This is a genomic window from Paenibacillus amylolyticus (assembly GCF_050990605.1).
GTDB lineage: Bacteria > Bacillota > Bacilli > Paenibacillales > Paenibacillaceae > Paenibacillus > Paenibacillus amylolyticus_H.
The window spans coordinates 5,291,713-5,315,486 of the sequence record NZ_CP158832.1; the positions used below are offsets into that span (position 1 = coordinate 5,291,713).

The 23,774-nt window shown below is 46.3% G+C and carries 26 protein-coding genes and 1 other annotated feature; of the genes, 11 read left to right on the forward strand and 15 right to left on the reverse strand.

Annotation, left to right across the window (positions count from 1 at the left end; all coding sequences use genetic code 11):
* Nucleotides 1-261: 261 nt before the first annotated feature.
* The 3 genes from ABTV53_RS23260 to ABTV53_RS23270 form a co-directional block, all read right to left on the reverse strand.
* Nucleotides 262-2,298 carry a peptidoglycan D,D-transpeptidase FtsI family protein gene (locus tag ABTV53_RS23260; protein ID WP_433746998.1) on the reverse strand — a complete coding sequence of 679 codons (2,037 nt, stop codon included), beginning with the start codon at nt 2,296-2,298 and terminating at the stop codon, nt 262-264.
* Nucleotides 2,299-2,403: 105 nt separating this feature from the next.
* The gene (locus tag ABTV53_RS23265; protein WP_433754330.1) at nt 2,404-3,498 is read right to left on the reverse strand and encodes a transglutaminase domain-containing protein; all 1,095 of its coding nucleotides are present in this window, start codon (nt 3,496-3,498) and stop codon (nt 2,404-2,406) included.
* A 69-nt stretch (nt 3,499-3,567) separates the two neighbouring features.
* A complete protein-coding gene (locus tag ABTV53_RS23270) occupies nt 3,568-4,050 on the reverse strand; it encodes an ATPase (RefSeq protein ID WP_433747001.1) in 483 nt (160 codons plus the stop codon).
* A 187-nt stretch (nt 4,051-4,237) separates the two neighbouring features.
* On the opposite strand from ABTV53_RS23270, the gene ABTV53_RS23275 reads away from it, so the two are divergent.
* Both ABTV53_RS23275 and ABTV53_RS23280 read left to right on the forward strand, forming a co-directional pair.
* On the forward strand, nt 4,238-5,413 hold the full coding sequence (locus ABTV53_RS23275) for an MFS transporter (protein ID WP_433747004.1): 1,176 nt from the start codon (nt 4,238-4,240) through the stop codon (nt 5,411-5,413).
* Between the two features lie 524 nt (nt 5,414-5,937).
* Nucleotides 5,938-6,285 (forward strand): toprim domain-containing protein, encoded by a 348-nt coding sequence (locus ABTV53_RS23280; protein ID WP_433747006.1) that lies wholly within the window; start codon nt 5,938-5,940, stop codon nt 6,283-6,285.
* A gap of 72 nt (nt 6,286-6,357) precedes the next feature.
* On the opposite strand, the gene ABTV53_RS23285 is transcribed toward ABTV53_RS23280, so the two are convergent.
* Nucleotides 6,358-6,969 carry an SCO family protein gene (locus ABTV53_RS23285; protein WP_433747009.1) on the reverse strand — a complete coding sequence of 204 codons (612 nt, stop codon included), beginning with the start codon at nt 6,967-6,969 and terminating at the stop codon, nt 6,358-6,360.
* A 437-nt stretch (nt 6,970-7,406) separates the two neighbouring features.
* Between ABTV53_RS23285 and ABTV53_RS23290 the strand changes: the two genes are divergently transcribed.
* On the forward strand, nt 7,407-8,387 hold the full coding sequence (locus tag ABTV53_RS23290) for a metal-dependent hydrolase (protein WP_433747012.1): 981 nt from the start codon (nt 7,407-7,409) through the stop codon (nt 8,385-8,387).
* Between the two features lie 117 nt (nt 8,388-8,504).
* Here ABTV53_RS23290 and ABTV53_RS23295 read toward each other — a convergent pair whose 3' ends face one another.
* Nucleotides 8,505-8,726: an alpha/beta-type small acid-soluble spore protein gene (locus ABTV53_RS23295; protein ID WP_056702318.1), complete on the reverse strand. Its 222-nt coding sequence runs from the start codon at nt 8,724-8,726 to the stop codon at nt 8,505-8,507.
* Nucleotides 8,727-8,847: 121 nt separating this feature from the next.
* Here ABTV53_RS23295 and ABTV53_RS23300 point away from each other — a divergent pair, with 121 nt between their 5' ends.
* Complete coding sequence (locus ABTV53_RS23300; protein WP_433747015.1) at nt 8,848-9,048, forward strand: hypothetical protein; 201 nt, start codon at nt 8,848-8,850, stop codon at nt 9,046-9,048.
* A gap of 116 nt (nt 9,049-9,164) precedes the next feature.
* On the opposite strand, the gene trpS is transcribed toward ABTV53_RS23300, so the two are convergent.
* On the reverse strand, nt 9,165-10,157 hold the full coding sequence (trpS, locus tag ABTV53_RS23305) for a tryptophan--tRNA ligase (protein WP_307542251.1): 993 nt from the start codon (nt 10,155-10,157) through the stop codon (nt 9,165-9,167).
* Nucleotides 10,158-10,232: 75 nt separating this feature from the next.
* Nucleotides 10,233-10,501: a binding site (T-box leader), on the reverse strand.
* A gap of 245 nt (nt 10,502-10,746) precedes the next feature.
* Here trpS and ABTV53_RS23310 point away from each other — a divergent pair.
* Nucleotides 10,747-11,721, forward strand: a complete 975-nt coding sequence (locus tag ABTV53_RS23310) for an aldose 1-epimerase (RefSeq protein ID WP_433747020.1) — start codon at nt 10,747-10,749, stop codon at nt 11,719-11,721.
* A gap of 205 nt (nt 11,722-11,926) precedes the next feature.
* Entirely contained in the window at nt 11,927-12,160 is a 234-nt protein-coding gene (locus ABTV53_RS23315; RefSeq protein ID WP_111269531.1) for an alpha/beta-type small acid-soluble spore protein, read from the forward strand.
* Nucleotides 12,161-12,244: 84 nt separating this feature from the next.
* Here the strand turns inward: ABTV53_RS23315 and ABTV53_RS23320 are convergent, their stop codons facing one another.
* Together ABTV53_RS23320 and ABTV53_RS23325 are read right to left on the reverse strand one after the other, a co-directional pair.
* On the reverse strand, nt 12,245-12,658 hold the full coding sequence (locus ABTV53_RS23320) for an O-methyltransferase (protein WP_433754331.1): 414 nt from the start codon (nt 12,656-12,658) through the stop codon (nt 12,245-12,247).
* A 278-nt stretch (nt 12,659-12,936) separates the two neighbouring features.
* Entirely contained in the window at nt 12,937-14,730 is a 1,794-nt protein-coding gene (locus ABTV53_RS23325) for a M3 family oligoendopeptidase (protein WP_433747023.1), read from the reverse strand.
* A gap of 118 nt (nt 14,731-14,848) precedes the next feature.
* Between ABTV53_RS23325 and ABTV53_RS23330 the strand changes: the two genes are divergently transcribed.
* Together ABTV53_RS23330 and ABTV53_RS23335 are read left to right on the forward strand one after the other, a co-directional pair.
* Nucleotides 14,849-15,019, forward strand: coding sequence for a YycC family protein (locus ABTV53_RS23330; RefSeq protein ID WP_074096390.1), 171 nt, complete (start codon nt 14,849-14,851; stop codon nt 15,017-15,019).
* Nucleotides 15,016-15,249: a hypothetical protein gene (locus tag ABTV53_RS23335; protein ID WP_017692378.1), complete on the forward strand. Its 234-nt coding sequence runs from the start codon at nt 15,016-15,018 to the stop codon at nt 15,247-15,249. Before ABTV53_RS23330 ends, ABTV53_RS23335 begins: the two co-directional genes overlap by 4 nt.
* A gap of 12 nt (nt 15,250-15,261) precedes the next feature.
* Here the strand turns inward: ABTV53_RS23335 and ABTV53_RS23340 are convergent, their stop codons facing one another.
* The 3 genes from ABTV53_RS23340 to ABTV53_RS23350 all read right to left on the reverse strand — a co-directional run bounded on the left by ABTV53_RS23340 (nt 15,262) and on the right by ABTV53_RS23350 (nt 16,829).
* On the reverse strand, nt 15,262-15,993 hold the full coding sequence (locus tag ABTV53_RS23340; RefSeq protein ID WP_433747027.1) for a DUF2225 domain-containing protein: 732 nt from the start codon (nt 15,991-15,993) through the stop codon (nt 15,262-15,264).
* 49 nt (nt 15,994-16,042) lie between these two features.
* Entirely contained in the window at nt 16,043-16,420 is a 378-nt protein-coding gene (locus ABTV53_RS23345; protein ID WP_036605723.1) for a globin, read from the reverse strand.
* 244 nt (nt 16,421-16,664) lie between these two features.
* On the reverse strand, nt 16,665-16,829 hold the full coding sequence (locus ABTV53_RS23350; protein ID WP_433747030.1) for a hypothetical protein: 165 nt from the start codon (nt 16,827-16,829) through the stop codon (nt 16,665-16,667).
* Between the two features lie 152 nt (nt 16,830-16,981).
* Here ABTV53_RS23350 and ylbJ point away from each other — a divergent pair, with 152 nt between their 5' ends.
* Nucleotides 16,982-18,235 (forward strand): sporulation integral membrane protein YlbJ, encoded by a 1,254-nt coding sequence (gene ylbJ / locus ABTV53_RS23355; RefSeq protein WP_433747033.1) that lies wholly within the window; start codon nt 16,982-16,984, stop codon nt 18,233-18,235.
* A 104-nt stretch (nt 18,236-18,339) separates the two neighbouring features.
* Entirely contained in the window at nt 18,340-19,143 is an 804-nt protein-coding gene (locus ABTV53_RS23360; RefSeq protein WP_215075653.1) for an NAD kinase, read from the forward strand.
* 28 nt (nt 19,144-19,171) lie between these two features.
* Here the strand turns inward: ABTV53_RS23360 and ABTV53_RS23365 are convergent, their stop codons facing one another.
* Both ABTV53_RS23365 and lipA read right to left on the reverse strand, forming a co-directional pair.
* Entirely contained in the window at nt 19,172-19,591 is a 420-nt protein-coding gene (locus ABTV53_RS23365; protein WP_433747036.1) for a YutD family protein, read from the reverse strand.
* A gap of 14 nt (nt 19,592-19,605) precedes the next feature.
* Nucleotides 19,606-20,505 carry a lipoyl synthase gene (gene lipA, locus ABTV53_RS23370; protein WP_433747039.1) on the reverse strand — a complete coding sequence of 300 codons (900 nt, stop codon included), beginning with the start codon at nt 20,503-20,505 and terminating at the stop codon, nt 19,606-19,608.
* 240 nt (nt 20,506-20,745) lie between these two features.
* Here lipA and ABTV53_RS23375 point away from each other — a divergent pair, with 240 nt between their 5' ends.
* Nucleotides 20,746-21,816: a M23 family metallopeptidase gene (locus ABTV53_RS23375; RefSeq protein WP_433747042.1), complete on the forward strand. Its 1,071-nt coding sequence runs from the start codon at nt 20,746-20,748 to the stop codon at nt 21,814-21,816.
* Nucleotides 21,817-21,943: 127 nt separating this feature from the next.
* On the opposite strand, the gene yunB is transcribed toward ABTV53_RS23375, so the two are convergent.
* Together yunB and fsa are read right to left on the reverse strand one after the other, a co-directional pair.
* A complete protein-coding gene (gene yunB / locus ABTV53_RS23380) occupies nt 21,944-22,822 on the reverse strand; it encodes a sporulation protein YunB (protein WP_433747045.1) in 879 nt (292 codons plus the stop codon).
* A gap of 269 nt (nt 22,823-23,091) precedes the next feature.
* Nucleotides 23,092-23,736, reverse strand: a complete 645-nt coding sequence (gene fsa / locus ABTV53_RS23385) for a fructose-6-phosphate aldolase (RefSeq protein WP_036605718.1) — start codon at nt 23,734-23,736, stop codon at nt 23,092-23,094.
* Nucleotides 23,737-23,774 lie beyond the last annotated feature (38 nt).

A 23,774-nucleotide genomic window follows, 5' to 3' on the forward strand; every position in this document is an offset into this window, starting at 1 on the left:
CTGTTACGTCTTTCAATTTTTGGTTACATTTTCGTAATCAGAAATGTTGCATTGACCAATCTACCAATTTCAATGTAAGCACTGACATATCAACGATATCTCGTTCTTCAAAAAAGCGTTTACCCTTCCCTTATATAAACGTTGCACAGCTCATATGGTTACATATTAATGCAACTAAATAGTTCACTCTTACGATCCATTCTCCTTGTAAAAACAAAAAAGAGGACCCGCCAAGGGTCCTCTCTGTAATCAATGCACACATCACTGTGCGCCTGATTCCGATTCTGAATCTTTATTTTTGTCCTTTTTCGGTACACCATCAAGACCGAATTCCTCGTCATAGGCATCGAAGATCGCACGTGCAACCGGAGCCGCACTGCTCGAACCAAATCCCCCTTCGGGAATAACCACAGCGACAGCAAGCTTCGGATTATTTCGGGGTGCGTAAGCGATAAATACCCCGTTATCCACCAGTTTACCGCCGACAAGTTGCGTCGATGTACCTGTTTTTCTGGCAAAATCATAAGGGAAGCCGCTAAATGCCGAAACTTCGGTAGCCATGCCTCGTTGCACCTCGTTCCAGTAGGCGTCGTTAAACTCTACCGTGCTGAGTACCTTCGGTTTAACTTTCTCAACCACATTACCTTCCGAATCCCGGAACTCGTTAACCAATTGGGGTTCCATCCGTTTTCCTTTGTTCGCAAGCATCGTCGTGTATTGTGCTAACTGCATGGTTGTGTATTTTCCTTGTTGTCCAAAGGAGGCATATACCAACTTGGTCAAGGAACTCTCGGAGCTTTCCATGTATTCTTTGAGACCAGGCCGCTCATTCGGCAAATCTACCCCTGTAGATACACCAAGACCGAATTGCTCCATATATTTATCCCATACGTCAACACCCTCTGCACCATACTTCGAGTACAGTTTCTTTCCAATCTCGTCAATCATGAACACGTTCGAGGAATGACGAATCGCATCATGTGGACGCATCGCACCATACACATGCCCTGATGAGTTCTGTACTCTACGGTTGTCCCCACCAAAGGTCGTTGAACCTCTATCCTGATAAACGGTATTGGTCGTAAAGAAACCCTCTTTCAAACCAATCAATACACTAAGCGGTTTGATCGTGGAACCGAGCAAAACTACAGACTCAGCCCGCTTGCCTGTATCGTCAGGCGGGAAGCCTCGGATCGTACCATTTTGATAGATATATTTTATTTTATCGTAGTCTTCATTGCTTATACCGCCAGTTCTCCACACATTGGTATCATAATCCGGCATACTGGCAGCAGATACGATTTTCCCCGTATCCACTTCCATCGCAACTGCAAATCCGGTCTTTGCATTCGGATGTAATCGACCAGAAACCGGGTTTCGATGAAGCCAGCTCAACTGATCTAGAATGGCCTGTTCTGTTTTCACCTGAACGTTCTTGTTAATGCTGGATATCAGGTCGTAACCTTTCTCCGGCGGGGTAGAACCAGCCACACCTTCAGGCAAATTACGCAAATCGACATCGACGGACGTATATCCGCTTTTGCCACGCAGTACATCCTGATATTGCAGTTCCAGTCCATCAAAACCTACAAATTCATTCTCCGTATACACCAGGCCCGGATCCGTTTGCTTTTTATTGGCCTCGTCCACCTCTTTGTATTTGTTCAAGGACTTCGAACTTCTGAACTTCTTCAGATAACCGATTGTCTGAACCGCTACCGTATCCGGATCGTAGAATCGCACACTCTCCTCGACGATCTGAATACCTTTGAACTCGTCCTTGTGCTGCAGGAAATAAGCGACTTCTTCCTCGGACAGATCACTCTTGATCAGACGTGGCATAAAACCGTTTGCTTTGCGGGAGTTCAAGTCCATCTCTTCAATAATTTTCTCCACCGTAAGTGACTCTGAATCCTTCAATTTGTACTGTTCAAAGACATCATGCAACCGGGTTGCAATATCCTGCACTTCCCCTATGTTAGGACTCGGTTTCCCATCAACATCCCCATAATTCTTATACAGCGTCAGATATAGAGACTGAATGGGCTTCGAGTAAGCCAATTTCACCTCACCTGTAGAATCATAGATCGTGCCTCTTACAGGAGGAAGCGGTACATCCTTGGTAATGTTACTTGCTTCTTCCTGACTGAGTTCAGGACCCTCAACAAATTGTAAAAAGGCCAACCGTACGATAATAACACTAAAAATAACAAAGGAAGCGAAGAAAAATACGTTCATTCGGTAGCTAAAGCGCCGTTTGTCTGTAAGTTCATCCTTCTCATTGGAATGCTTTTTCATCCATCCTACCTCTTTCATGACTTGATGCATACCGCTCAAACTGATTCTTCGCGGCATGATAACCTGGCAACGTCGTCATATTTCGGACCCATGTCCGTTGTATTGCTAAGCTGATTGATCCTTCAGATGGGTATCGGCAAAATTCGGAGGATTGAACCAGTCCCCACTGATCGCCCATGTCGGGTCAAGCGGAACCCAGCTCTCGGAATCACTCAGATACACTTCATTCCATGCATGCGGACCATATCCTCCCTGGCCGTTATACCCAAGTCCTGTAACGACTTTGACTTCAAGTCCTTGTGAACGGGCCATCACGGCATAGAGACGGGCATAATCAATACATACGCCTTTGCGTGTATCAAATGTATTCTGCGGATTCTGTTCATGCCATATGCCCTTTTGCTCATAGTCATCCACTTTACCATAGTCATACTGAATACGTGAACCTACCCAATCATATAGCGCTCTTGCTTTGGCTTCATCTGTCGATTGGCCTTTGACAACCTCACGCGCGGCAGATTCAATGTCCGTCGGAATATTATGGTCAATGACTTCATATTTGCGTTGCAGGATGCCGCCCAGTTCCTTCTGCACAGCCTGCGTAAATACGGGAAGCTTGTCCTTGATAAATGTGCCAGACAACGGTTCGATAACCGATTTGGCCCCTTGCATATAGATCGGAGATGCCTCTACATATCGGCTGAACATGCTCCCGGGGTAAAGACTGACGATCATGAACAAGACCGCAATGACAATCATTCCGCGGACGGAGCCTATGATCGTGCCAATGAATGCACCCGTCAACCGACTAAACATACCTTTAGGCGCACTTTTCTCGGCTGAGCCCTGCCTGCTGCTGAAAATAAATGAAGAGAGAAACCCGAGAATAAGTCGGATGAGTCCATAGCTAAGTACAAATAATACAGCGAATCGCATCAGCGGAAAATCTGCAATCGCCGTAACCAACGTATAATACATCTGTTCCCACCGGTTCAACTCACGATTAGGCATGGCTGAGGCATATTCAGACAGCCACTGCTGTACATATGGCGCAAGCCACAATGTTAAACCGATCGACAACAGAATACCAATAACCGCCATAATGCCATCCATCAGGAACCCAAAGAGTCTGCCTGCTGAACGCGAAGCCCCTCTGGACCAACCCTGCAATAATGAAGCAGCCACAATCAGTAACAACATAATCGTGATGCCATTCAATTCCTTCAGGCTGTCCAGCCAATTCTGCAGCACGTACCGATTCCCCCTTTACTACGATGCTGGTGCTGTTTTGTTCTCCTGTGCCTGTTCGACAAACGTACGTATGGTTTCATTGTCGAGTTTCCATTCGCCAAGTGAAATTCCGCGGAAGGTCACATCGACTTTATCCGATTGAGTTCTGCCCTTAATCTCCACATTGGGACTTGTAATGGTGAACGCTCCATCCTGTCCTTTGACGTATTTCGCTTTGGAAGCCTCCTTAAGCATCATGGTGGTTGCTTCCTTCTTCAATGTGTCCATCGTGCTGGATTGTACGTCTGTCACGGTCTGTTTGATCTGATCAATGGAGATGCCGCTGTATATCAGTAGAGCCGCAATAATGATGATGGCAATCAACCATTTCAACACGGTTTTGACCACATTCAGAACGAAGAACAATATGATCAACGCAACCACGATCACCAGCCAGTTCTGCATCAGAAACTCTTTGATTACTTCTATGTTCATGATTACACCTTCCGTATTAGAATTCATTTGTAACACTCCCGAATATTATACATGATTTCCGAAGCTGCTGTCAGCTAAGCCCTCTCCCTTAAAAATAAACGGTCTAAGTTCGTCCCGCCAGGCGTACAAGTAGTACCATGAGGTTCTGCTGGCGAACGGGAACACGTTCAAGACCGTAGTTTGCACATGCATCGCTTAACAAGGAGGGGCTTATGTGAAAACGGCCATCTGGTTATACCTGTTTTTGTTCCTTGCTGTATTTGATCTGCACGCCCAGTATCCCATTCTGACCCCTTTTGCCATCTCGCTGGGAGCCGCCCCTACTTTCATTGGCTGGATGATGGGCATCTATTCCTTAACGCATCTTCCCGGCAATCTGATTGCCGGAACCCAAATTGATAAACATGGCAGTCGCCGCTACATTGTATTCAGTCTGCTAGGGGCAGGATTCATCCTGCTCCTGCAAGCCTATGTCCAGACACCATGGCAACTGCTGGCGCTGCGTTCCATCAGCGGTTTTGTGCTGGCCTTCCTGTCTCCCGCATGTCTCGCCCTGCTTGCACAGTTATCCAGCGATCCGGTGAAACAGGGGAAGTATATGTCAGGACACGGGGTAGTACATACTCTCGCGTCTGTGGTATCGCCAGCAGCCGGTGCGATCATTGTGGGTTCCATGGGATTCTCGGCCACATTTTCAGGCTTGGGCTATCTGCTTATTCTCACAGGTGTCATTGCTTTCTTGACCATGCCCCGCGGCATCATCAAGCAGCAGGAGAGAGTAACTGAACCTGCCAAACCTGACGTTTCACCAGCAGATGCCACAAGTGCATTCCTGCCGGTGTCCTGGCGATACTTTGCCTTGCCTCTGGTTATTGCCTGTGCCCAAGGGATTCTCTTCTTCGAATTACCCCTGCGGGGCGGAGGACAATCGTCCATCATGTCTACCGGACTGCTGTTCTCTATTATCAGTATTGGGGCACTCTTCACACTCAGCATGTTATTTCTCAATCGGTATTCCCCCAAGCTGCGTCTGGTTTCGGGCGTGCTGTTAATGTCCTTGTGTTTTTTTGTGATGGCAGCCATTCCGCAAATCCCGTTGTCTACCGTATTATTTGTTCTCGGGATGTCCAAAGGTATTATCTTTCCAGCTATGGCAACCCTATTTATCCGTCTGAGCGGAGGAAGCAAGTTGGGCCGCATTTTCTCGCTGCAATCCATTGCCACCTCCATCGGCTCTTTTATCGGCCCCATAACAGCCGGGCAACTTCGTGTCGGGTTATCACCCTATTTCATCGCGTTTCTTTTGTTAATGATTGGTATGCTGCTGCTTCCATACTATACAACCAGAAGCGAAGCTTCCCTTGCCGATCCCAAAAGTATATTAAATTAAATTTCGATCTGTCTCTGTCTCCTTACCTCTATATATAGCAATTAGGCCAGTATTTTCGTTAGCTTTGCATCATTCCCCCATTTACAGCTAAACTATATAAAATGGACTAACGTTTTACACACGAACGGAGCGGCTAAACGATCATAAGCGCCGTCTTCAAGATTTCATCTTTTTCTTGAATATCATCATTAGGTATGGACGATCATTGGAAGTAGTGAAGGGGACGGAATCGATTTCGAAGAAGCGGTAGCGTTCGCCTTTGTCTCCATATTTCAACCTATAAAAAATCAATCAGAAATTTGGAGACAACAGCGATCGAAGGAACGATCCGTAACCAGAACGGCCACTGTTAATCAGTAATTAATTCCTGATGTATGTGAAAAAGAACTTAGAAGTCAGAGGTGCTCCTGTCCGTGTGGTGAAACAGTGTAAAGAAAGGAGTCCATTTTATATAATCAGTCGATTTTCGCTGCAACATTTCCCGGGGAATGTCGACATAAGCTCTCGAACAAGAGGTGAATACCATGCCTATTCATGTCATTGTGGAAGGTAAGAATGATCGAAGCAAACTAAAACGTCTGGTTGGACCCGAAATCAACATTCTATGTACGTTTGGGACACTTAATTCCCTTAAGTTGGAGAATCTGCGCAAGCAGGTCGGTTACGATGAAGTCTTTTTATTTATGGATAATGACAGTTCCGGCAAAAAAATTAGAGGTGTTCTTCGGGATGCTTTCCCGGATGCAGTACAGATGTATACAAGACGAGGATATGCGGGTGTGGAAGGAACACCTGATGAGTATATCATTGCCCAACTGGAAAAGGCCGGGTTAGAGACATACATCCAATACCCTGAACATCCTTCGTATTAAAATGAAATACCAAAAGGCTGCCTTTGAGTTGATATAACCAGAAGGCAGCCTTTACAGTATGAAGATCAGGTGTTATTCCTTAATCAGATTGCGAATATCCTCGGCAATCACAGCAGGCACAACGTCCTCTGTATTAAATGCATTATATACCTTGCGCAGCTGGTTGTTCTCATCCACCAGACCAATCATGTTCATATGGGCAAAATCGTCCTTGGTCTCCCCATCGATCAGGATCTGGAATGATTCCCTGGCGAACTGTTTTGTTTTGTCCATATCCCCTCGCAAGAAGTACCATCCGGAATAATCCGCATGGAAGCGGTCCGCAAACGTCTTAATCTTCTCTCTGGTGTCGACTTTCGGGTCGAATGAAATGGATACAAACGAGACATCTTTACCAAAGGTGTCGTCCTCTTTCAACAGATCCTGCACTTGGGATAACGTAAAGGTCGTAATAGGGCAGACATCCGGACAACTAGTGAAATAAAAGTAGAACAATCGGACTTTCCCTTGAGTATCCTCCAGTGATACCGTACTGCCATCTACATTTTCCATGGAAAAGGATTGTATTTCACGAATCTCGGGTAATTTTTCCTTACTGGCAAATACGGTGCCCCACATCAGATACACAGCCATAATGAGTGCGAGCCCGAGCAGCATCCATGTCCATTTGTACTTTTTCAGCATCTTCCTCGTCCCTCCTGTATCTTCTCTTATGAATACGCATACATATGTGAACCCAAAATCACGTTTTTTACGCTTCATCCATCTACTGTGACATATGTATTCAAAGAAACCTACTTTTTATGAGATTCTATATTATTGTAACGGTTTATAGGAACAATGCCCATAAATTATTTTAGCGTTGTATATCATTCGAATAGTATCGTACGTTCGCTGGCGATTTTTCTCACTGTATCCGATATAAAGTTTATCATAGGAAATGCCAAAATAGTTTGACAAACTACGTACATTTATTGGGTATAATACTGTTAATTGTAATAACTTTGGAGATTAGGGGTGTTTTGCATCCAGACAGACGGATATTATACACTATATATGGGTATCACCTAGATAGAGAAGTAATGTGCCTTAGAACGATACACCACACAAAGGAGACGTTTATGGATACCTCTACACATTTTGTCATGGGGATTGGTCTAGCCGGTCTGGCTTATGTCGATCCTGTCGTCACGGCGAGTCCCATGCTTGCAACTGCGGTAATGGTTGGCACGATCGCCGGTTCCCAGGCCCCTGACATCGATACTGCGTTACGTCTCAAAAGCAATTCGCTTTACATTCGGAATCATCGGGGCTTGTCACACTCTCTGCCATTTCTCCTGTTATGGGTTTTGCTCATCACCGGCGTCATTGCACTGATATTCCCTGGTGTCCCTATTGGACACGTTGCCACTTGGACCGCTGTGGCCGTAGGCTTTCACGTATTCACCGATCTGTTCAACACCTATGGAACCCAAGCCGCCCGGCCTTTTACGGAACGCTGGATCGCCTGGAACATCATTCATATTTTTGATCCGTTTCTATTCACTACCCATGTCATAGCTATCCTGTTATGGGCCTTTGATCTGATCGCCCCTGCACCACTCTTCGTTACGTTGTATAGTTTGACCGGTTTATATTATATATGGCGAACGATTGCTCGTGCACAAGCAGTCAGAAAAGTTAGACGTCTCGACAACAGTCCAGAACAGGCCAGATACATCGTTATTCCAACGATATCCTGGAACCGCTGGCATGTGGTTAAACGAGTTAAGGACGGCAGTTATGTGATCGGTAAAATGGATGGTTCTAATCTGGTATGGAGTCTGCACGCCTCGTCTTCTACTCATGCGGCTGTTGCTGCTTCACGCAAATCACCGGAAGTCAGTGCCTTCCTCTATTTCACCTCCTATGCGGTGGCAGAGGTTGAAGAACTGCCTGCCGGTTACAAGGTCCGCTGGGCAGATGTACGTTATCGACACCGGAAACAATATCCATTTGTCGCGGTGATTGTGATGGATCGGAATTTTGAGACGATTGATACGTATGTAGGCTGGTTAAGCGATGAGAAAATGGATAAAAAACTTTTATCTGCACGCCCTTGACGAAGTGAGCATGGCAAGGCACAATCAAACATAGGAACTGATTCGCGAGAAAGCCCGGAGCGTTTCCGCTCCGGGCTTTCTGTTTATCCTGTTTTGTTGCTGTTTGGTTATAATAAATTATTTGCCAGACCCAGCCAGAGACTGCTCAGCGATTTGTACCAGACGTTTGGTGATATATCCACCCAAAGATCCTGTTTCACGGGAAGTGTAGTTACCATAGTAACCGTCTTGTGGGATCGTTACACCCAGTTCCTGTGCAGCCTCCATTTTCAATTGTTGCAGTGCTGCAGTCGCTTGAGGTACCACCAAGTTGTTTGAAGAACGAGATCCTTGAGCCATAATTTATAATCTCCTTTCAATCTGTGTCTGTAATGTAATTGCAAGCTTGCAAGATTATTATGGCTCGTAGGCTACAGGTTATACGGAGTTTTACTAAATTTGTAGATGGAGGTTTTTCCCAATGAGTAAAGGCTTATCCTTATGGTTCGCATTCTCTTCGATTATTTTGTTAACGGTTTCAGCAATTATGATCTCCTACTCCGGTTGGTTTGCTGCACTACTGTTTGTCCTGTCCATTGCCAACATTGGCTGGGGATTTGTGATTCGCGCCAAAAAGGAACGTCAGGAAGTTCGCTCGACTGCTTCAGAGCCGACTTCTTGAGCAGGTCATTTGATAGTTCAATAATGAACGCACAAATAAAGAGGAGTCCTTCAATAGGGCTCCTCTTTATTTGTGTTAACTATTCATTGTGTAAAATATGAAGATCTTGTTCAGGACTACTGTTTACGTCTCGGAACAAATCCCATACGTTCTTTCACTGCATCCAACGTTTGAGCAGCAACTTCTTCTGCACGACGGGCTGACGTATCCAGCACTTCAGCCAATTCGCCAGATTCACGAATCTCATTATATCGTTGTTGCAGCGGTTCAATCACAGATACAACCACTTCAGCCAGTTCCTTTTTGAATGGACCGTACATCTTGCCTTCATAACGCTCAGCTACTTCCTTAAGCGTCATACCTGCACATTCAGCGTAGATACTCATCAGATTGCTAACTTCCGGTTTGTTTGCCGGATCATATACGACTTCGCGTCCCGAATCTGTAGTAGCACGGCTGATTTTTTTGCGAATAACATCTGGCGGATCCAGCAGGGCAATATAGCTGCCAGCGTTAGGATTACTTTTGCTCATCTTTGAAGAGGCATCATCAAGTGACATGACCCGAGCACCCACCTGTGGGATATAGGGATCTGGAATGGTGAAGTACTCCCCATAACGGTGGTTAAAACGTCCTGCCAGATCACGTGTCAGTTCCAGATGCTGCTTCTGGTCCTCGCCTACTGGCACAAGGTCAGCATTGTATAACAAAATATCAGCTGCCATTAATGATGGATACACGAATAGTCCCGCACCAACGGAATCTTTACCGGATGATTTATCCTTAAACTGAGTCATGCGTTCTAGCTCACCCATGGAGGTCAGCGTTGTCATCAACCAGCCCAATTCCGCGTGCTGCGGTACATGGGATTGCAGAAATACGTTAGATTTCGACGGATCAATACCTGCTGCAATAAACAGTGCAGCTACCGCTTCCGACTGTTCACGCAATGCTGCTGGCTCCTGAGCCACGGTGATGGCATGAAGATCAACCACCATGAAATGACATTGATAGTCATGCTGGAGTTTTACAAAATTTTTGATTGCACCAATATAGTTGCCCAATGTGAGCTTACCGCTTGGCTGAATACCTGAAAGTACTGTTTTCATTAGATATAACGCCTCCCTGATTGTATATTAAAAAGCTCCTGCCATTCTCTGCGGACGCAAAAAGGCCCCACATCCGCAAGGGACGTGAGACCGTGGTGCCACCCTTATTCGCTTTTCTTCCATTGCTCCTGACCCTGAATCAAGTCAAGCCGAAGAAATACCTTCATTGTTCCGTAACGTGGATTACACGGCAGACTCTAATGGGGCAAGCCCATCTCTGGCTTAACCTGTTCAAACCTACACTCAAGGGTCCATTCGGTAAAGAGCTCACACCGGTTCACATCAACCACCGGCTTTCTGAAGAGGATTTCTCTTGGCCTACTTATCCCTGTCATCGATTTCATGTCATTCAATTTGAATAATTGCTTTTAGAGTTCCATCTTAATGCGCACAGGCGCGAATGTCAAAATGAGTTGAACTTTTTTACCCGAGACATCAAAATCTGTTATGATGGAATTGCTTATTCACATGCCTGCTTCACAAGAAGCAGCGCTGGAAATAGCTGGCATGTACACAACGACACGCCTGCAGCAGTAGCTTCATCACAACTGCTTGCAGACAGATTTCAAGTGGGAAAAGGAGCATCGATATGAAACAAGTGACCAAAGGCCAATGGAATGGTTACGACACGTATATCCTACATAGCCGTGAATTGGAAATCACCCTGCTGCCGCGTCTTGGAAATAATATTATTTCTATTCGCGATTTAGTGCAGGACAGAGATGTCGTCCGCCGTCCGGATGAAGACGATCTTGCCTTTTATCTGCAGAAGCCGTACCATTTTGGCGTTCCTCTCCTGATTCCACCAGGGCGCATTCATCGAGGACAATTCGAATATGAAGGTATTCGTTACCAGTTTGATCAGAACACGGCGAATGACAACCACATTCACGGTCTCCACCGTACCCAATCCTGGTGTGTCAGTGACATTGAGGAAGATGAAGACGGCTGTGCTATTACGACTGAATTACTGACCGAAAATGAAGAGCATTGGATGGCTCAATTCCCGATTCCCCTGAAACTTGAGATGACGTTCAGTCTGCAAAACGCTGTATTTAGCCAGCGTCTGCGAGTCACCAATCTGAGCTCAACGCCTGCTCCCTTTGGGATGGGATATCATACATGGTTTTTGCTAGATGGCAAACCTGCCGACTGGACACTGCAACTGCCTGTTTCCGGAATATACGGACAGAATGAAGAACAACTACCGACAGGTGAACTAGAATCCCTGGGTGAATGGTCTGCTCTTAACGAAGGCATCAATTTGCAGGGACGTAACTGGGATACCCTGTTGAAAGCTACCGACGGTGAACCGGCTATGGCTTACTTACGGAGGCAAGACGGGTATACATTGAAATATTCAGCAGATGAAGCATTTTTCAAACATTGGGTTCTCTTTACCAAAGGTGAAACCGATCAGTTCTTGTGCATTGAACCGTACACTTGGCTCCCGGATGCACCTAATTTGGCTTTATCGGATGAACAAACCGGGTTGATTCGCTTGGAACCGGAACAACCTGTTGAGCTATTTACACGTATTGAGGTTATACCTCCTACTGACTAAGCAAGCTGATCATTCGCTATACTGCTTTTACGTATATCAGCATCTCTTTCGATATCCTGATACAACTTGCCGACCCGCATTGGGTCGGCTTTTTTATGTGTCATGTGCACTGATAGTTATCCATATTTTCCCTTATGCCATATCATGTATATTTCTTTATTCTCTAACCATACTAACATCACCAACCCATAAGGAGGTGACACATATGTACGGAAGTCAAAACCAAGGTAGCGGTAGCCGCTCCAACAACCTGGTCGTTCCCCAAGCAACAGCAGCATTGCAACAATTGAAAATGGAAGCTGCTCAAGAGCTGGGTGTAACGATTCCACAAGATGGTTACTACGGTAACTATACTTCCCGTGAGACAGGTTCTCTGGGTGGATACATCACTAAACGTCTGGTGCAAATCGCTGAGCAGCAATTATCGGGTCGTTCGTAAGCTCGTAATTATTGCTTGAGCCTAAGCAGAATCCAAAGTAAAAGCGGCCTTCTTCGGAAGTGCCGCTTTCTCTTGTGCAACGAATTAGGAGGTCGACTCCATATCTGAATCCTTGTATGTATTGGTTCTAGGGTAACGAATCATCAGGCTCGCCATATTGTAATTAGACTCCATCGTTGCATCTACCAAAATCATACCTTGTCTTACTGTGAAGTCGTACGATATTTCGCCATGTGTCCAATTGCGTTTGAATTTCAACGTCTCCAGTGCCATCGCCCGAAAAGAATTTCTTTGAGTTTCGTTTAGTCCCCCTTCCTCCTCATCCATCTGCCCATCCCGTCCAGTTATCGGATTATGTCGAATACCAAACTTCCCAATTACGTTATTTCGTATTTGCACAAAAACTACCCCTGAATCTAACCCTGACAACTCATGATCAAGCTCTTTAAATACCAAATCTAACTGACGCACTAATGAAAGCTGTTCAATTTTCATAATAACACTCCTCCTACATGCTTATAGTCCTATGTAATAAGGACTTACGACTCATTATATGACATCATTTGCGCATGTTCAACAAACAACGGAAAATTTGGGTATTTTTAACTATAATTTGCACAATTAATTGCCATTTCCCTTCCTTAAAGTGAGCTTTTTCGTTCATTTGCGACAAAATATTTAATTATTGAAAATTAGGATCGCGAGCAAAAAGAGGCCGCAATTCCGTGTGTGTTCACACAGGATTGCAGCCTCTTTCATATATGTTCAACCTATTTTTACGGTGCTGTCATCTGCAAAAACTGCTCAATATCGGCAATAACCAAGTCTGCAGCATTTTGCCAGAATTCCGGTTGTGTCAGGTCTGTACCCAGATGTTTCTGAGCAAGTTCTTCGACCGTCATGCGCCCTGTATCCCGTAACAAATCATCGTATTTATCTGCAAATGCTGTTCCTTCTTGCTGTGCTCTCGCATAGATTCCCGCACTGAACATGTACCCAAACGTGTATGGGAAGTTATAGAATGGCACACCTGTCAGATAGAAATGCAGTTTGGATGCCCAGAAATGCGGATGATCTGATGCAAGTACACCACAGAACGCTTCCTGCTGAGCATCCACCATTAATTTGGATAGTTCATCCGCGTTAACCAGGCCTTTTTTGCGTTGTTCATAGAAACGATTCTCAAACAGGAACCGGGCATGGATATTCATAAAGAAAGCCACACTTCGCTGTATCTTATCTTCTAACAAAGCCAGCTTCTCTTGCTCATCTGTTGCCGCCTGCACAAGGGCGTCTGCTACAATCAGTTCAGCAAACGTAGACGCTGTCTCAGCCACATTCATCGCGTAACGTTGATTCAATGCAGGTAACTCTTCCATAATGTGTTGATGATATCCATGACCAAGTTCATGCGCAAGAGTCGACACATTAGATGGTGTCCCGGAGAAGGTCATGAAAATCCGGGTTGCTTTGCTAAGTGGCAAAGACGTACAGAAGCCACCTGGACGTTTGCCTGGGCGGTCTTCTGCTTCGATCCAGCGTTTCTCAAAAGCCATCTCTGCAAACGAGGAAAGTTTAGGACTGAACTTGGCAAACTGTTCAACAATATTGATAGCTGCCTCATCGTAAGTGATTTTGCCACTCGACTTACCTACAGGTGCGTCTACGTCGCTCCAACTGAGCTTGTCTACCCCCAGCAGTTCTGCCTTGCGCTCCAGATATTGAACAAGCGCAGGTTTGGCACCATTAATCACATCCCACATCGTATCCAGTGTCTGACGTGACATCCGGTTGATGGCCAGAGGTTCTTTGAGGATATCATCCCAGCCACGTTTCTCATATAACTTCAGACGGAATCCTGCGAGGTGGTTCAGCGTGTCTGCACAGAAATCTTCGACATCGGTCCAAGCCTGCTCCCAGTTTGCAAATACCTTCTCGCGTACATTCCGATCACTATCGCTCAGCTTGTTGGCAGCCTGTCCTGCGGATAGCATCACCGTTTCCCCATCTTGCTCAAATGGAATGTTTACCTTGCTGACAATCGTGTTATAGAATTTGCCCCAACCATGGTAACCATCCACACCCAGATCCAGAGCAAGACCTTCCAGTTCAGGTGACAGCTTCTCACGAGCCAGCGTACGGCTCTCGTTTAATACAAATGCCAACGGCTGAATATCTTCCCGGGCAATCCAAGCATTCCACACCGAATCTGATATCTGACTAAGTGTATTATCGAATTTTGATTTGCTGCCGTTCAGCATCGCTGCAATAGAACTGATCGCCCCCTGAAGCTGCGTTGCCTTCTTGTCCTTCTGATTTTGCGATGAGAGGCAGGATACAAACGCAGAACCTTCCGATATACGGACATAACAGCTTTGCAGCAGTACCAAAATGGGATCAAATGCAGCCGTCTCTTCCATTGAAGTCGGTGCAGGAGTTTCGTTCAACAGATGTTGCAGTTTACGTACATCCTCTTCCAGTTCAATCAGATACGCAGCGAATGATTCGGAGGAAGAACCTCCACTAAAAATGGACTCCAGATCCCATACGGGGTGTAATGGCGTTTTCATTTAATAAGGCACCTCTCTCTATAAATTGGATGGTTAGGATTGAATTAAAAACTGGTTTTATGTGTGCTGTATCTCTATACTAGAGAAATACTCATAGCAACTTTCAGGAGGTAAACGTATGAAACCTTTACAAGTATCGGCTGATACAGCCGTCAAATTAGCAGAATCCCTGGGTGTACCTTTGGAGCACCTGATGCACATGCCCCAACATATCCTGATGCAGAAGATTGCGGAACTTGCCAAACAAGAAACCTCCAAACCTTCCGCACCAGAAGGCGAACAAGAATGATTCCGTTTGAGAACAGCTGGCCTTACGATATTGTGATGGGAGACATCTATGTACAGCAATGTCCCTACTGTCATGCAAGCAACGTGCTGCTCCCCCTCAAACCCAAAGAGCTGGTGCTCATTCGTGAAGGCAAAAAGAAATTACTCGTCTTTCCCTGCTGTAATACCAGCATGACCGTGATCGATAACGACAGTGACTATTTGTTATCCAGCCGTCCTGTCCGTAATTAATGTAAGATCAACCTAGAGGGGGCTGCGCTTCGCAGCCTCTTTGTCTGCTTCCAGCATCTCTTCAGGGAGTTCCAACTTACTTGAGATCATCTGTTCACGCAACACAGCCCACTGTTCCCTTGAAGCACGAATCATGGCCGCATCTGTGATCCGCTTGTCATGAATGACCTTGCTGAACCATTGCACTGCTTCATTAAACCGTCCTACCCTGCGGTTCAATTCCCCAAGCAAATACAACAGTTTGGCTTCATTGCCGCCCGTTCCTTCCCGTTCAAACACCTTCACATAGGCTTCAAGGCTAAATTCGAGAAAACGATGTTCCTGTGCATGGTCCTCCATATATCGATACAACCATGCTATATGATGCAACAGACCGGCGACGACACGGTCCTTCTCCTGGATAACCTGTGCGCACAGCAAGGCAAGCTTGTACGTTGCCAGCGCCTGGTCCAGTGTCCGTGCTCCGCTATAATCACGTTTTACCCAGCGATTACCGACCTGTTCCTTAAAAGCCTTGCGTTGAGCATCATTCAAATGCTCCGTTGCGTTCTCCGTAGAGGCAAACCCGCACTGCGGACAGATGCGAACCACATAAAAATCAGGATTCTCCAGCTTGTAGTAAGCACAAAAATCGGAATCCGTCCGGTAGGGCCTTTTCAAACTCGGTCTTACCCGTGAGGTTTCATACTCGGTTTCGCAATAATGACAGGTCACCTTCACCTTATATAGCGGTTCTAATTCCAATCTCTTCCATCCCTCTCCCGTACGCTTATGATCATATTCGGAACTACGACTACGGTGTATTCACAAAATGATGTGCAGGCCCGGATAAACGCTGCAGGATAAACGAATGCAAGGGCTCCTCCACACCAATCTGTGTTAAGGCTTGATCCATGCATGCAAGCCAGGCTTCAGCCCGTTCTACCGTCACTTCAAAGTGCATATGACGGGCACGCATCATCGGATGTCCAAACGCCTCGGAAAACAGCCCTGGTCCTCCAAAAAACTGAGACAAAAACATATACTGCTTGTCGATAACCGGCTGAATATCTTCCGGAAAAAGCGGAGCCAGCTGCTCATTCTGCTGAACGATCGGATAAAAGGCCTCGACCAGTGCGCGAACACCTTTCTCGCCGCCAAGATTGTCATAAATACTCAAACTGGGATTCATTCGTCTGATTCCCCTTTCTGATGTCGAATTTTGCCATATATTACACGTTCCGTGAACATTGTGAAAACAGTAACAATATCCAGGCCCCAAAAGCCTTTATCTCCATTCTATCAAAAAAAACCAAAAAGTCCTATATAACATGAAATCATCAGGACGCATAACCTGCCATCTATATATAGGACCTTCTTCAAAACATAACACAAAAAAAGCGCCAACCACATAGGTTGGCGCACTAAATATTCCATTAATAACTCCGCCAGTCCTCTTCCTCAGAGCGTACCAGCGAGGCACGTATCACATATACAAAAGCACAGACCAGGATTCCGGTGACAAGACTCATGATCATCACTCCATCCGAATTGAATTTCACCTTGGAGACAATTAGGTGACGTTCAGGCGTTTTTCTCATTTTAGCACACATCACTCAAAAACACAGCCACTTTTGCAAGCGCTTTCTACGTATAATTTTGTACTGTTTGTCCATTTTTTTTCATATATTGATGGCAATAGCATCACAGACTTCCGCACACCGACCATTCCAAAAGTAAAGGAGAAGAATTCATGGCTACTTCACAACGACTTACCCATGTCCTGGTCACACTCGCTCTCCTGATCTTTTGTGTGTTAATGGTCTTGTATCCAGCGGAAACCTGGCATGCAGGTGTACGCGGCCTGTCCATCTGGTGGGACGTATTGTTTCCCTCCCTTTTTCCTTTTTTGGTGCTGTCCGAGCTGCTGCTCGGCTTTGGCATTGTTCATTTTCTAGGCACCTTGCTGAATCCACTGATGCGTCCATTGTTTCGTGTTCCCGGAAGCGGTGGTTTTGTATTTGCCGTGAGCTGTGCATCCGGGTATCCTACAGGGGCGAAATTGACCGCTCAGTTATGGGAACAAAAGCTGGTTACCCGGGAAGAAGGAGAACGGCTTGTTGCCTTCACTACATCATCCGATCCGATCTTCATGATTGGAGCGGTATCGGTTGGGTTCTTCCATAATGTCGCCATTGCTCCGTTATTGGTTGCGAGTCATTACGCTGCAGCTTTTCTGGTAGGTATGCTCATGCGTTTTCACGGGGGTACAGCGAAAGGCTCACAGCCAGACATCTCTTCTGCATCTCCACCGGGGGAAATACATAGAAACAGACTGGTCCGGGCCATCTATGCAATGCATGAGGCAAGAAAGGCTGACGGACGGGCATTCGGTGAACTGCTGCGCCAGGCAGTCTCCTCTTCCCTTCGCCTTATTATTATCGTAGGAGGGCTGGTTGTATTCTTCTCGGTCATGATGGAGTTGCTTGTACAGACCGGTTGGCTTGGGGGATTATACGGGATAACCGAGCAATTGCTTCGACATAGCGGGCTTCCTCCATCCTTATCTCCTAGCTTGGTCGGGGGGTTATTTGAAGTAACGCTGGGGAACAAAGAGGCCGGAAGTGCCGGGGCATCCATCCCACTCGTCTATAAAGTTGCAGCAGCGGCCTTTGTTCTCTCCTGGGGCGGATTATCCGTCCATGCACAGATTATGAGCGTTCTTAGCAACACACCCATGAGATACGGTCCATTTCTATTTGCCAGAGCAATTCATGCGCTAATCGCACCTCTGCTGGTCCTGCTGTTATGGACACCCATGATGGGACGTTCCTCTTCACCCGTTCTCATGGAGCCTGGTTTCATCCCATCATTATCGACGTATGCACCGGACTTTGGACTGATCTTCTTGTCCGGGATGATTGTTTTTGTAAGTCTCATCGTGTTGTTGTTATTCCTTGCGATATTAAGTTCCATTCTCAAGCCAAGACGACATGCCAAAAAATAAGTCACTCATTCATCTATATTTAACTGAATATGCCTCCAAACGTTGTGTTCTTCCGCGGAATTGATTATCATCGGTAGTATAATGACCACAAAGGAGCTTTCATCTTGAGATATTATGTTCAAGACCGCGGAGACCAGTTATCGATTGATCTCAGTCAGCAGTTTCATGCGCTGGCGAAGGAAGAAGGGTTCAAGCTGGACGCAGAATCGCCGGAGATTGTTATCTCCATCGGGGGCGATGGTACGATGCTACAGGCATTTCACAATTTCATCGACCGTATTCCGGATATTGCTTTTGTTGGGGTTCATACAGGTCATCTCGGCTTTTATGCGGATTGGAAGAAGGAAGAATTAAGGGAATTAGTCAGACTGATGAGTGGCAAGGGAGATCCGGAGCGTCTCAAACCACGTATTGTACAATATCCGCTATTGGAGCTTGAGATTCGGAAAAAGTCGGGTAATTCCTCTTACATCGCCCTTAATGAATTTACGTTAAAAGGTGTAGACGGTACCGTCGTGGCCCAGGTCGATATTAACGATGTAACATTTGAGATGTTCCGTGGGGATGGCATCTGTGTATCCACGCCATCAGGCAGCACCGCATACAACAAGGCCCTCGGGGGTGCCATGGTTCATCCAACCATCGAGGCGATTCAGATTGCGGAGATTGCATCAATTAATAACCGGGTCTATCGGACACTTGGTTCACCGATTATTTTGCCCAAGCATCATCATTGTGACATTTTCTCCCGCAAGGATCAGCGATTACTGATGACCATTGATCATGTAAATGTGATGGTAGAGGATCTGATCTCCGTCCGTTGTCAGGTATCCAGTCACAAGGTCAGTTTCGCACGTTTCCGTCCTTATCCTTTCTGGAATCGCGTTCGCACGGCATTTCTTGACTAAAATAAGTACACCAAAAAAGCGGTCCTTCTCAGGAACCGCTTTTTGCTTTGGCTTGAGGCTGATCTTTGCTCTTCTGAAGCACAAAGTACGCACAGCCAAAGTTACAGTATTCATTGATATAATCCACCATACTGGCGATCGTGGAATCCTTCGTCGCTTTTGGATGGTTATCACGGTAAAAACCTTTTAACCTCAACTGGCTATAACCCCAGTCCCCGATAATATAATCATAACGCTCCAGAACTTCACTGTAACGATCACGGAAAACTTCTGGATTCCATCCCTCTTTGTGGTTCTGGACGATTTCATAATTTTTGGAGCCAATCTGTACAATGACCGGTTCTTTGGGCTGTTCTTCAACCGATTCAACAACCGCTTCCTGAACTGGCTCCTGGATCTGCTCCTGAAGTTGGTCCTGAATCTGTTCTTTAATTTTGTTTTCTTCCAATCCGGTGTCCTCCATCACGCGTGTGTTGCCGCCTGTTCAGCATGTTTGGTAGCCGATTTCACCTGTTCATGCGCATGGTAGGAGCTGCGTACCATCGGGCCGGACTCGACATGGCTGAAGCCACGTTTTAATCCTTCCTGTTTCAATGCAGCGAACTCCTCTGGCGGATAATACTTTTCAACATACAGATGTTTCTCCGATGGCTGCAAATATTGACCAATCGTCATAATATCACAGTCCACTGCACGAAGATCATCCATGGTTGATAAAATTTCATTATATTCCTCACCTACACCAAGCATAATACTTGATTTCGTTGGGATGTCAGGTTGCATTTCTTTGGCACGAGCAAGCAATTCCAGGGAACGTTTATATTTTGCCTTGGCACGCACTTTGTCTGACAACCGCTCAACCGTCTCAATATTGTGATTCAGGATGTCCGGTTTGGCATCCATTACAATCTGCAAAGATTTCCGATCGCCCAGAAAGTCTGGAATGAGTACTTCAACGCTGCATAATGGCAACCGCCGCCGTACGGCCTTTACCGTCTCTGCAAAGATCGTAGCTCCCCCATCCTTCAGATCATCACGGGCTACGCTTGTAATTACGCAGTGTTGCAGATTCATCTGCTCTGCTGCTTCCGCCACACGTTCTGGTTCCTGCAGATCAAGTTCCGTTGGCAAGCCTGTATTCACCGCGCAAAACCGGCATGCCCTTGTGCAAATATCACCCAAAATCATAAAAGTGGCCGTTCGGTTGGCCCAGCATTCATAAATATTCGGACATCTTGCTTCCTCACATACCGTATGCAGCGTTTTTGAACGCATCATCGTTTTCATTTCCTGATAGTTATCGCCGGTTGTCAATTTGATCCGAATCCAATCCGGCTTCGGTTCTTTAACACGTTTTGCCAATGCATAAACCTTCTTTCTACTGAAGTTAGGCTGTTGCTCGGAACATATTATACCATGAAAGCGTTGGAAAAACCCCCATTTGTCACATCTTGTGCATTCATGCCCGATATGGACAATTTGTATAATTCGATTCACTCCAAGAGCTTACATGGATAAAATGAGAACTTTTGAAGAACGCTAACCTTTAGCTTGGTTCATCGGGTACCTTGTATCATTCTAATGGAAAGGGGCTGCTTCCCAGTGCAACAACGCTTGACCTTCAGGCACACGTACCGATTTTGGATCAAAACATTACTTGCAGGTACTCTGCTTCTCCCATTCTTGCCTGTTGAAGTTTACAGTGAACCCGCCCAGGCCGCTCCCAAACCACAGGCTGCCGAGTTAAAACCCGCAGAAATTTTCACTGCACGTCGCCATTTATATGAAACCATCGGTCAGATGACCCAGATTCCCTGGTACAGGCTGGCCGCCATTGATCAGTATGAACGAACGATTACTCGGGCACATCCAAAGGATCGCAAGCATCCGGAGCGACTTACGGGAATCTTCATGACTCCTCCGGCTTGGAGAGGATGGCTAAATCCCGATGAGACGGATCAACATCCGGAATCCATTCTTTTTTTCAAAGGATATGGGCGTGATGGTTCAGGAGATGGTATAGCAGATGCCAACAATGATCAGGATGTGCTGTACAGCATGGCTTCGGTTATTCAAAGCTACGGGAACAAGCAAGAGGACTTCAACATTGCTTTGTGGGAATATTATCACAACTCCCGTGCTGTGCAACGGATACAGCAATTCGCGAAGTTATATGAGCATTTTGACAATCTGGATCTATTCGGACATGCCTTTCCGGTCCCGCTCGGAACCAACTACTCCTATCGCAGTACCTGGGGGACGAAAAGAAGCTGGGGCGGTTATCGCATTCATGAGGGAACGGATATTTTCGCTCCGCATGGCCTGCCTGTGCGCAGTACCTGTTACGGGGTCGTGGAGATCAAAGGCTGGAACCCGTTTGGCGGCTGGCGTATCGGAATCCGTGATTTGAACAACCATTATCATTACTACGCCCACCTTTCGGGTTTTGACAAAAGTGCATCCATCGGTGAAGTGGTTATCCCCGGTCAGGTCGTAGGTTGGGTTGGCAGTTCGGGTTACGGGAAACCTGGGACACAGGGCAAATTCCCTCCACATCTGCACTATGGGATCTACCGGGACAGCGGACTGCACGAATGGTCGTTTGATCCCTATCCACTGCTGAAACATTGGGAACAGGATGAACGCAAACAAAAGAGCAAGAAAAGCAAGTAAGACGAGAATATGTCAATATAAATGTTTCCGCTAGGCGTACGATGAGCATTCGAAAAAGGGACCTCTTGATTAGAGGCCCCTTTTTGAATTTTGTACTGAACGTCGTTTTACCAGTAATCGCTGTGATTCACGGGTGCGCGTCCTTATTAGACTGTGATCCCCCATTCACATCGGGCAAATTATCCGGTTCAAATTCAAGTTCACTTCCTTGCGAATGGTCGGATGGCGTCTGTTGCTGGTTCTGGCTAGGGGGATTCGTAGTCACTCCACTACCGCTTGATACACCTGCCTGACCTGAGGGCAGCGCAATAGCTGGGGCATTACTGCCGTTACTGCCCACTGGCTTGCCCTGATTATCGTAATAATACATTGGCACATCCCCAACAACCAGTAGGTAGGAAATCGGGATTTCCGTATCAACCGTTTCGGGCTCCATGTCGAAGGGCACCACGACCGCGACCTCAGCAATGATGTGAATGTACACTTCCACCAAAATCATGTTAATACCCGCATTTTGCTGACGGGTGTTCAGGTCCACTTTGACAGCGCCTTGGGGCTCAATACGAACCGGTATACTCGGGCCAAATGAAGCCAACACCGGACTGCCCAGCGCCTGCCCCAGCGGGATTTTTTCTTTTAACATGTGTACATTCTGCAGTGTGGATTGCACAATATTCATCGTACTTGCAGTGATTCGCATATGCTCATTGTAGTTCAGCATGAAACCGGACACTTTCCCGGCGGTATCCGTCTTCCAATCAATCAGTTCTTCGTTGGTTTTGCCATCTGCCACCTGTGCTGTAATTGCCTTGTTGATCGCTTCGGTCGCAATCTGCTTCACTCTGATCTTGGCCAAGTGCATGATGGGGGGCTTCATTTTCTTATCCACGTAAGCAAAGCCCTGCATCAAACAAAACACGGCGACCAATAAAATGATCAACCACATTTTGCGCTTGCCGCTTGGCGGCTTACGGCGTCTCCGGCTTCGCCATTTTCTTCTCATCATCGAAGTGTCCCTCCCCTGCGGGATGAGCTATAGGCTATATGTTAACCTTATGCACCGTTGTCCCGAAAAAGAAGGACAGTACGTGGACACTGGACAGAAAGTAACAACAACATTAGAGGACAAGTACTCAGTACTCCTTATTGCGAACCTAACCGGAAATCGGAAACTACGTAAACCGAGATAAAAAAAGCCTTTCGCCCGCAGATTACTCTGCAAAGTGAAAGGCTTTATGTTCAGACCACCCAATGATTCAGGTCATGTCTTTCCTTTTATTTCGGAACTGATTCCCAGTCTTTCAGGAAACGTTCAATCCCGCTGTCCGTCAGTGGGTGTTTCCAAAGTGTCGGCAGAAGCGAACCCGGAATGGTGGCAATGTGCGCACCCGAAAGGGCTGCATCTTCTACATGTTTGATATTGCGAATGCTTGCTGCGATAATCTCGGAAGGCAGATCATACATGTCCAGAATCAGACGCAGATCACGAATCAATTTCATGCCATCCACCGCAATATCATCCAAGCGACCAACGAATGGACTGATGTAGGTTGCACCGGCTTTCGCCGCCATCAGACCCTGTGCTGCGGAGAAGATCAGCGTTACATTGGTTTTGATCCCTTTTTGCGTCAACTCATGACAAGCGTACAACCCGTCTTCGGTCATCGGCAATTTAATGACTACATTCGGTGCCCATTCTGCAATTTCATAAGCTTCCTTCAACATATCTTCGGCTTTGAGACCGATAACTTCAGCACTGACCGGGCCTTTAACCACGCCACAGATCTCCTGAATGACTTCTTTAAATACACGACCTTCTTTGGCAATCAAAGACGGGTTTGTCGTGACTCCATCCACCAGACCCAGACGTTCGATCCGTTTGATTTCTTCCACATTCCCTGTATCCAAGAAAAATTTCATGATATGTTCCCTCCACTTGATGAATTCGTAAACACGAT

Bases quoted from the DNA above. Each gene is read 5' to 3' on its own strand.
- ABTV53_RS23300 (WP_433747015.1), top strand. From the start codon at position 8,848: ATGAGTAAAGGCTTATCCTTATGGTTCGCATTCTCTTCGATTATTTTG.
- ABTV53_RS23260 (WP_433746998.1), bottom strand. From the start codon at position 2,298: ATGAAAAAGCATTCCAATGAGAAGGATGAACTTACAGACAAACGGCGC.
- ABTV53_RS23330 (WP_074096390.1), top strand. From the start codon at position 14,849: ATGAAACCTTTACAAGTATCGGCTGATACAGCCGTCAAATTAGCAGAA.
- trpS (WP_307542251.1), bottom strand. From the start codon at position 10,157: ATGAAAACAGTACTTTCAGGTATTCAGCCAAGCGGTAAGCTCACATTG.
- ABTV53_RS23285 (WP_433747009.1), bottom strand. From the start codon at position 6,969: ATGCTGAAAAAGTACAAATGGACATGGATGCTGCTCGGGCTCGCACTC.
- yunB (WP_433747045.1), bottom strand. From the start codon at position 22,822: ATGATGAGAAGAAAATGGCGAAGCCGGAGACGCCGTAAGCCGCCAAGC.
- ABTV53_RS23290 (WP_433747012.1), top strand. From the start codon at position 7,407: ATGGATACCTCTACACATTTTGTCATGGGGATTGGTCTAGCCGGTCTG.
- ylbJ (WP_433747033.1), top strand. From the start codon at position 16,982: ATGGCTACTTCACAACGACTTACCCATGTCCTGGTCACACTCGCTCTC.
- ABTV53_RS23335 (WP_017692378.1), top strand. From the start codon at position 15,016: ATGATTCCGTTTGAGAACAGCTGGCCTTACGATATTGTGATGGGAGAC.
- ABTV53_RS23265 (WP_433754330.1), bottom strand. From the start codon at position 3,498: ATGTTGTTACTGATTGTGGCTGCTTCATTATTGCAGGGTTGGTCCAGA.
- ABTV53_RS23280 (WP_433747006.1), top strand. From the start codon at position 5,938: ATGCCTATTCATGTCATTGTGGAAGGTAAGAATGATCGAAGCAAACTA.
- fsa (WP_036605718.1), bottom strand. From the start codon at position 23,736: ATGAAATTTTTCTTGGATACAGGGAATGTGGAAGAAATCAAACGGATC.
- ABTV53_RS23345 (WP_036605723.1), bottom strand. From the start codon at position 16,420: ATGAATCCCAGTTTGAGTATTTATGACAATCTTGGCGGCGAGAAAGGT.
- ABTV53_RS23325 (WP_433747023.1), bottom strand. From the start codon at position 14,730: ATGAAAACGCCATTACACCCCGTATGGGATCTGGAGTCCATTTTTAGT.
- ABTV53_RS23350 (WP_433747030.1), bottom strand. From the start codon at position 16,829: ATGAGAAAAACGCCTGAACGTCACCTAATTGTCTCCAAGGTGAAATTC.
- ABTV53_RS23315 (WP_111269531.1), top strand. From the start codon at position 11,927: ATGTACGGAAGTCAAAACCAAGGTAGCGGTAGCCGCTCCAACAACCTG.
- ABTV53_RS23270 (WP_433747001.1), bottom strand. From the start codon at position 4,050: ATGAATTCTAATACGGAAGGTGTAATCATGAACATAGAAGTAATCAAA.
- ABTV53_RS23295 (WP_056702318.1), bottom strand. From the start codon at position 8,726: ATGGCTCAAGGATCTCGTTCTTCAAACAACTTGGTGGTACCTCAAGCG.
- ABTV53_RS23310 (WP_433747020.1), top strand. From the start codon at position 10,747: ATGAAACAAGTGACCAAAGGCCAATGGAATGGTTACGACACGTATATC.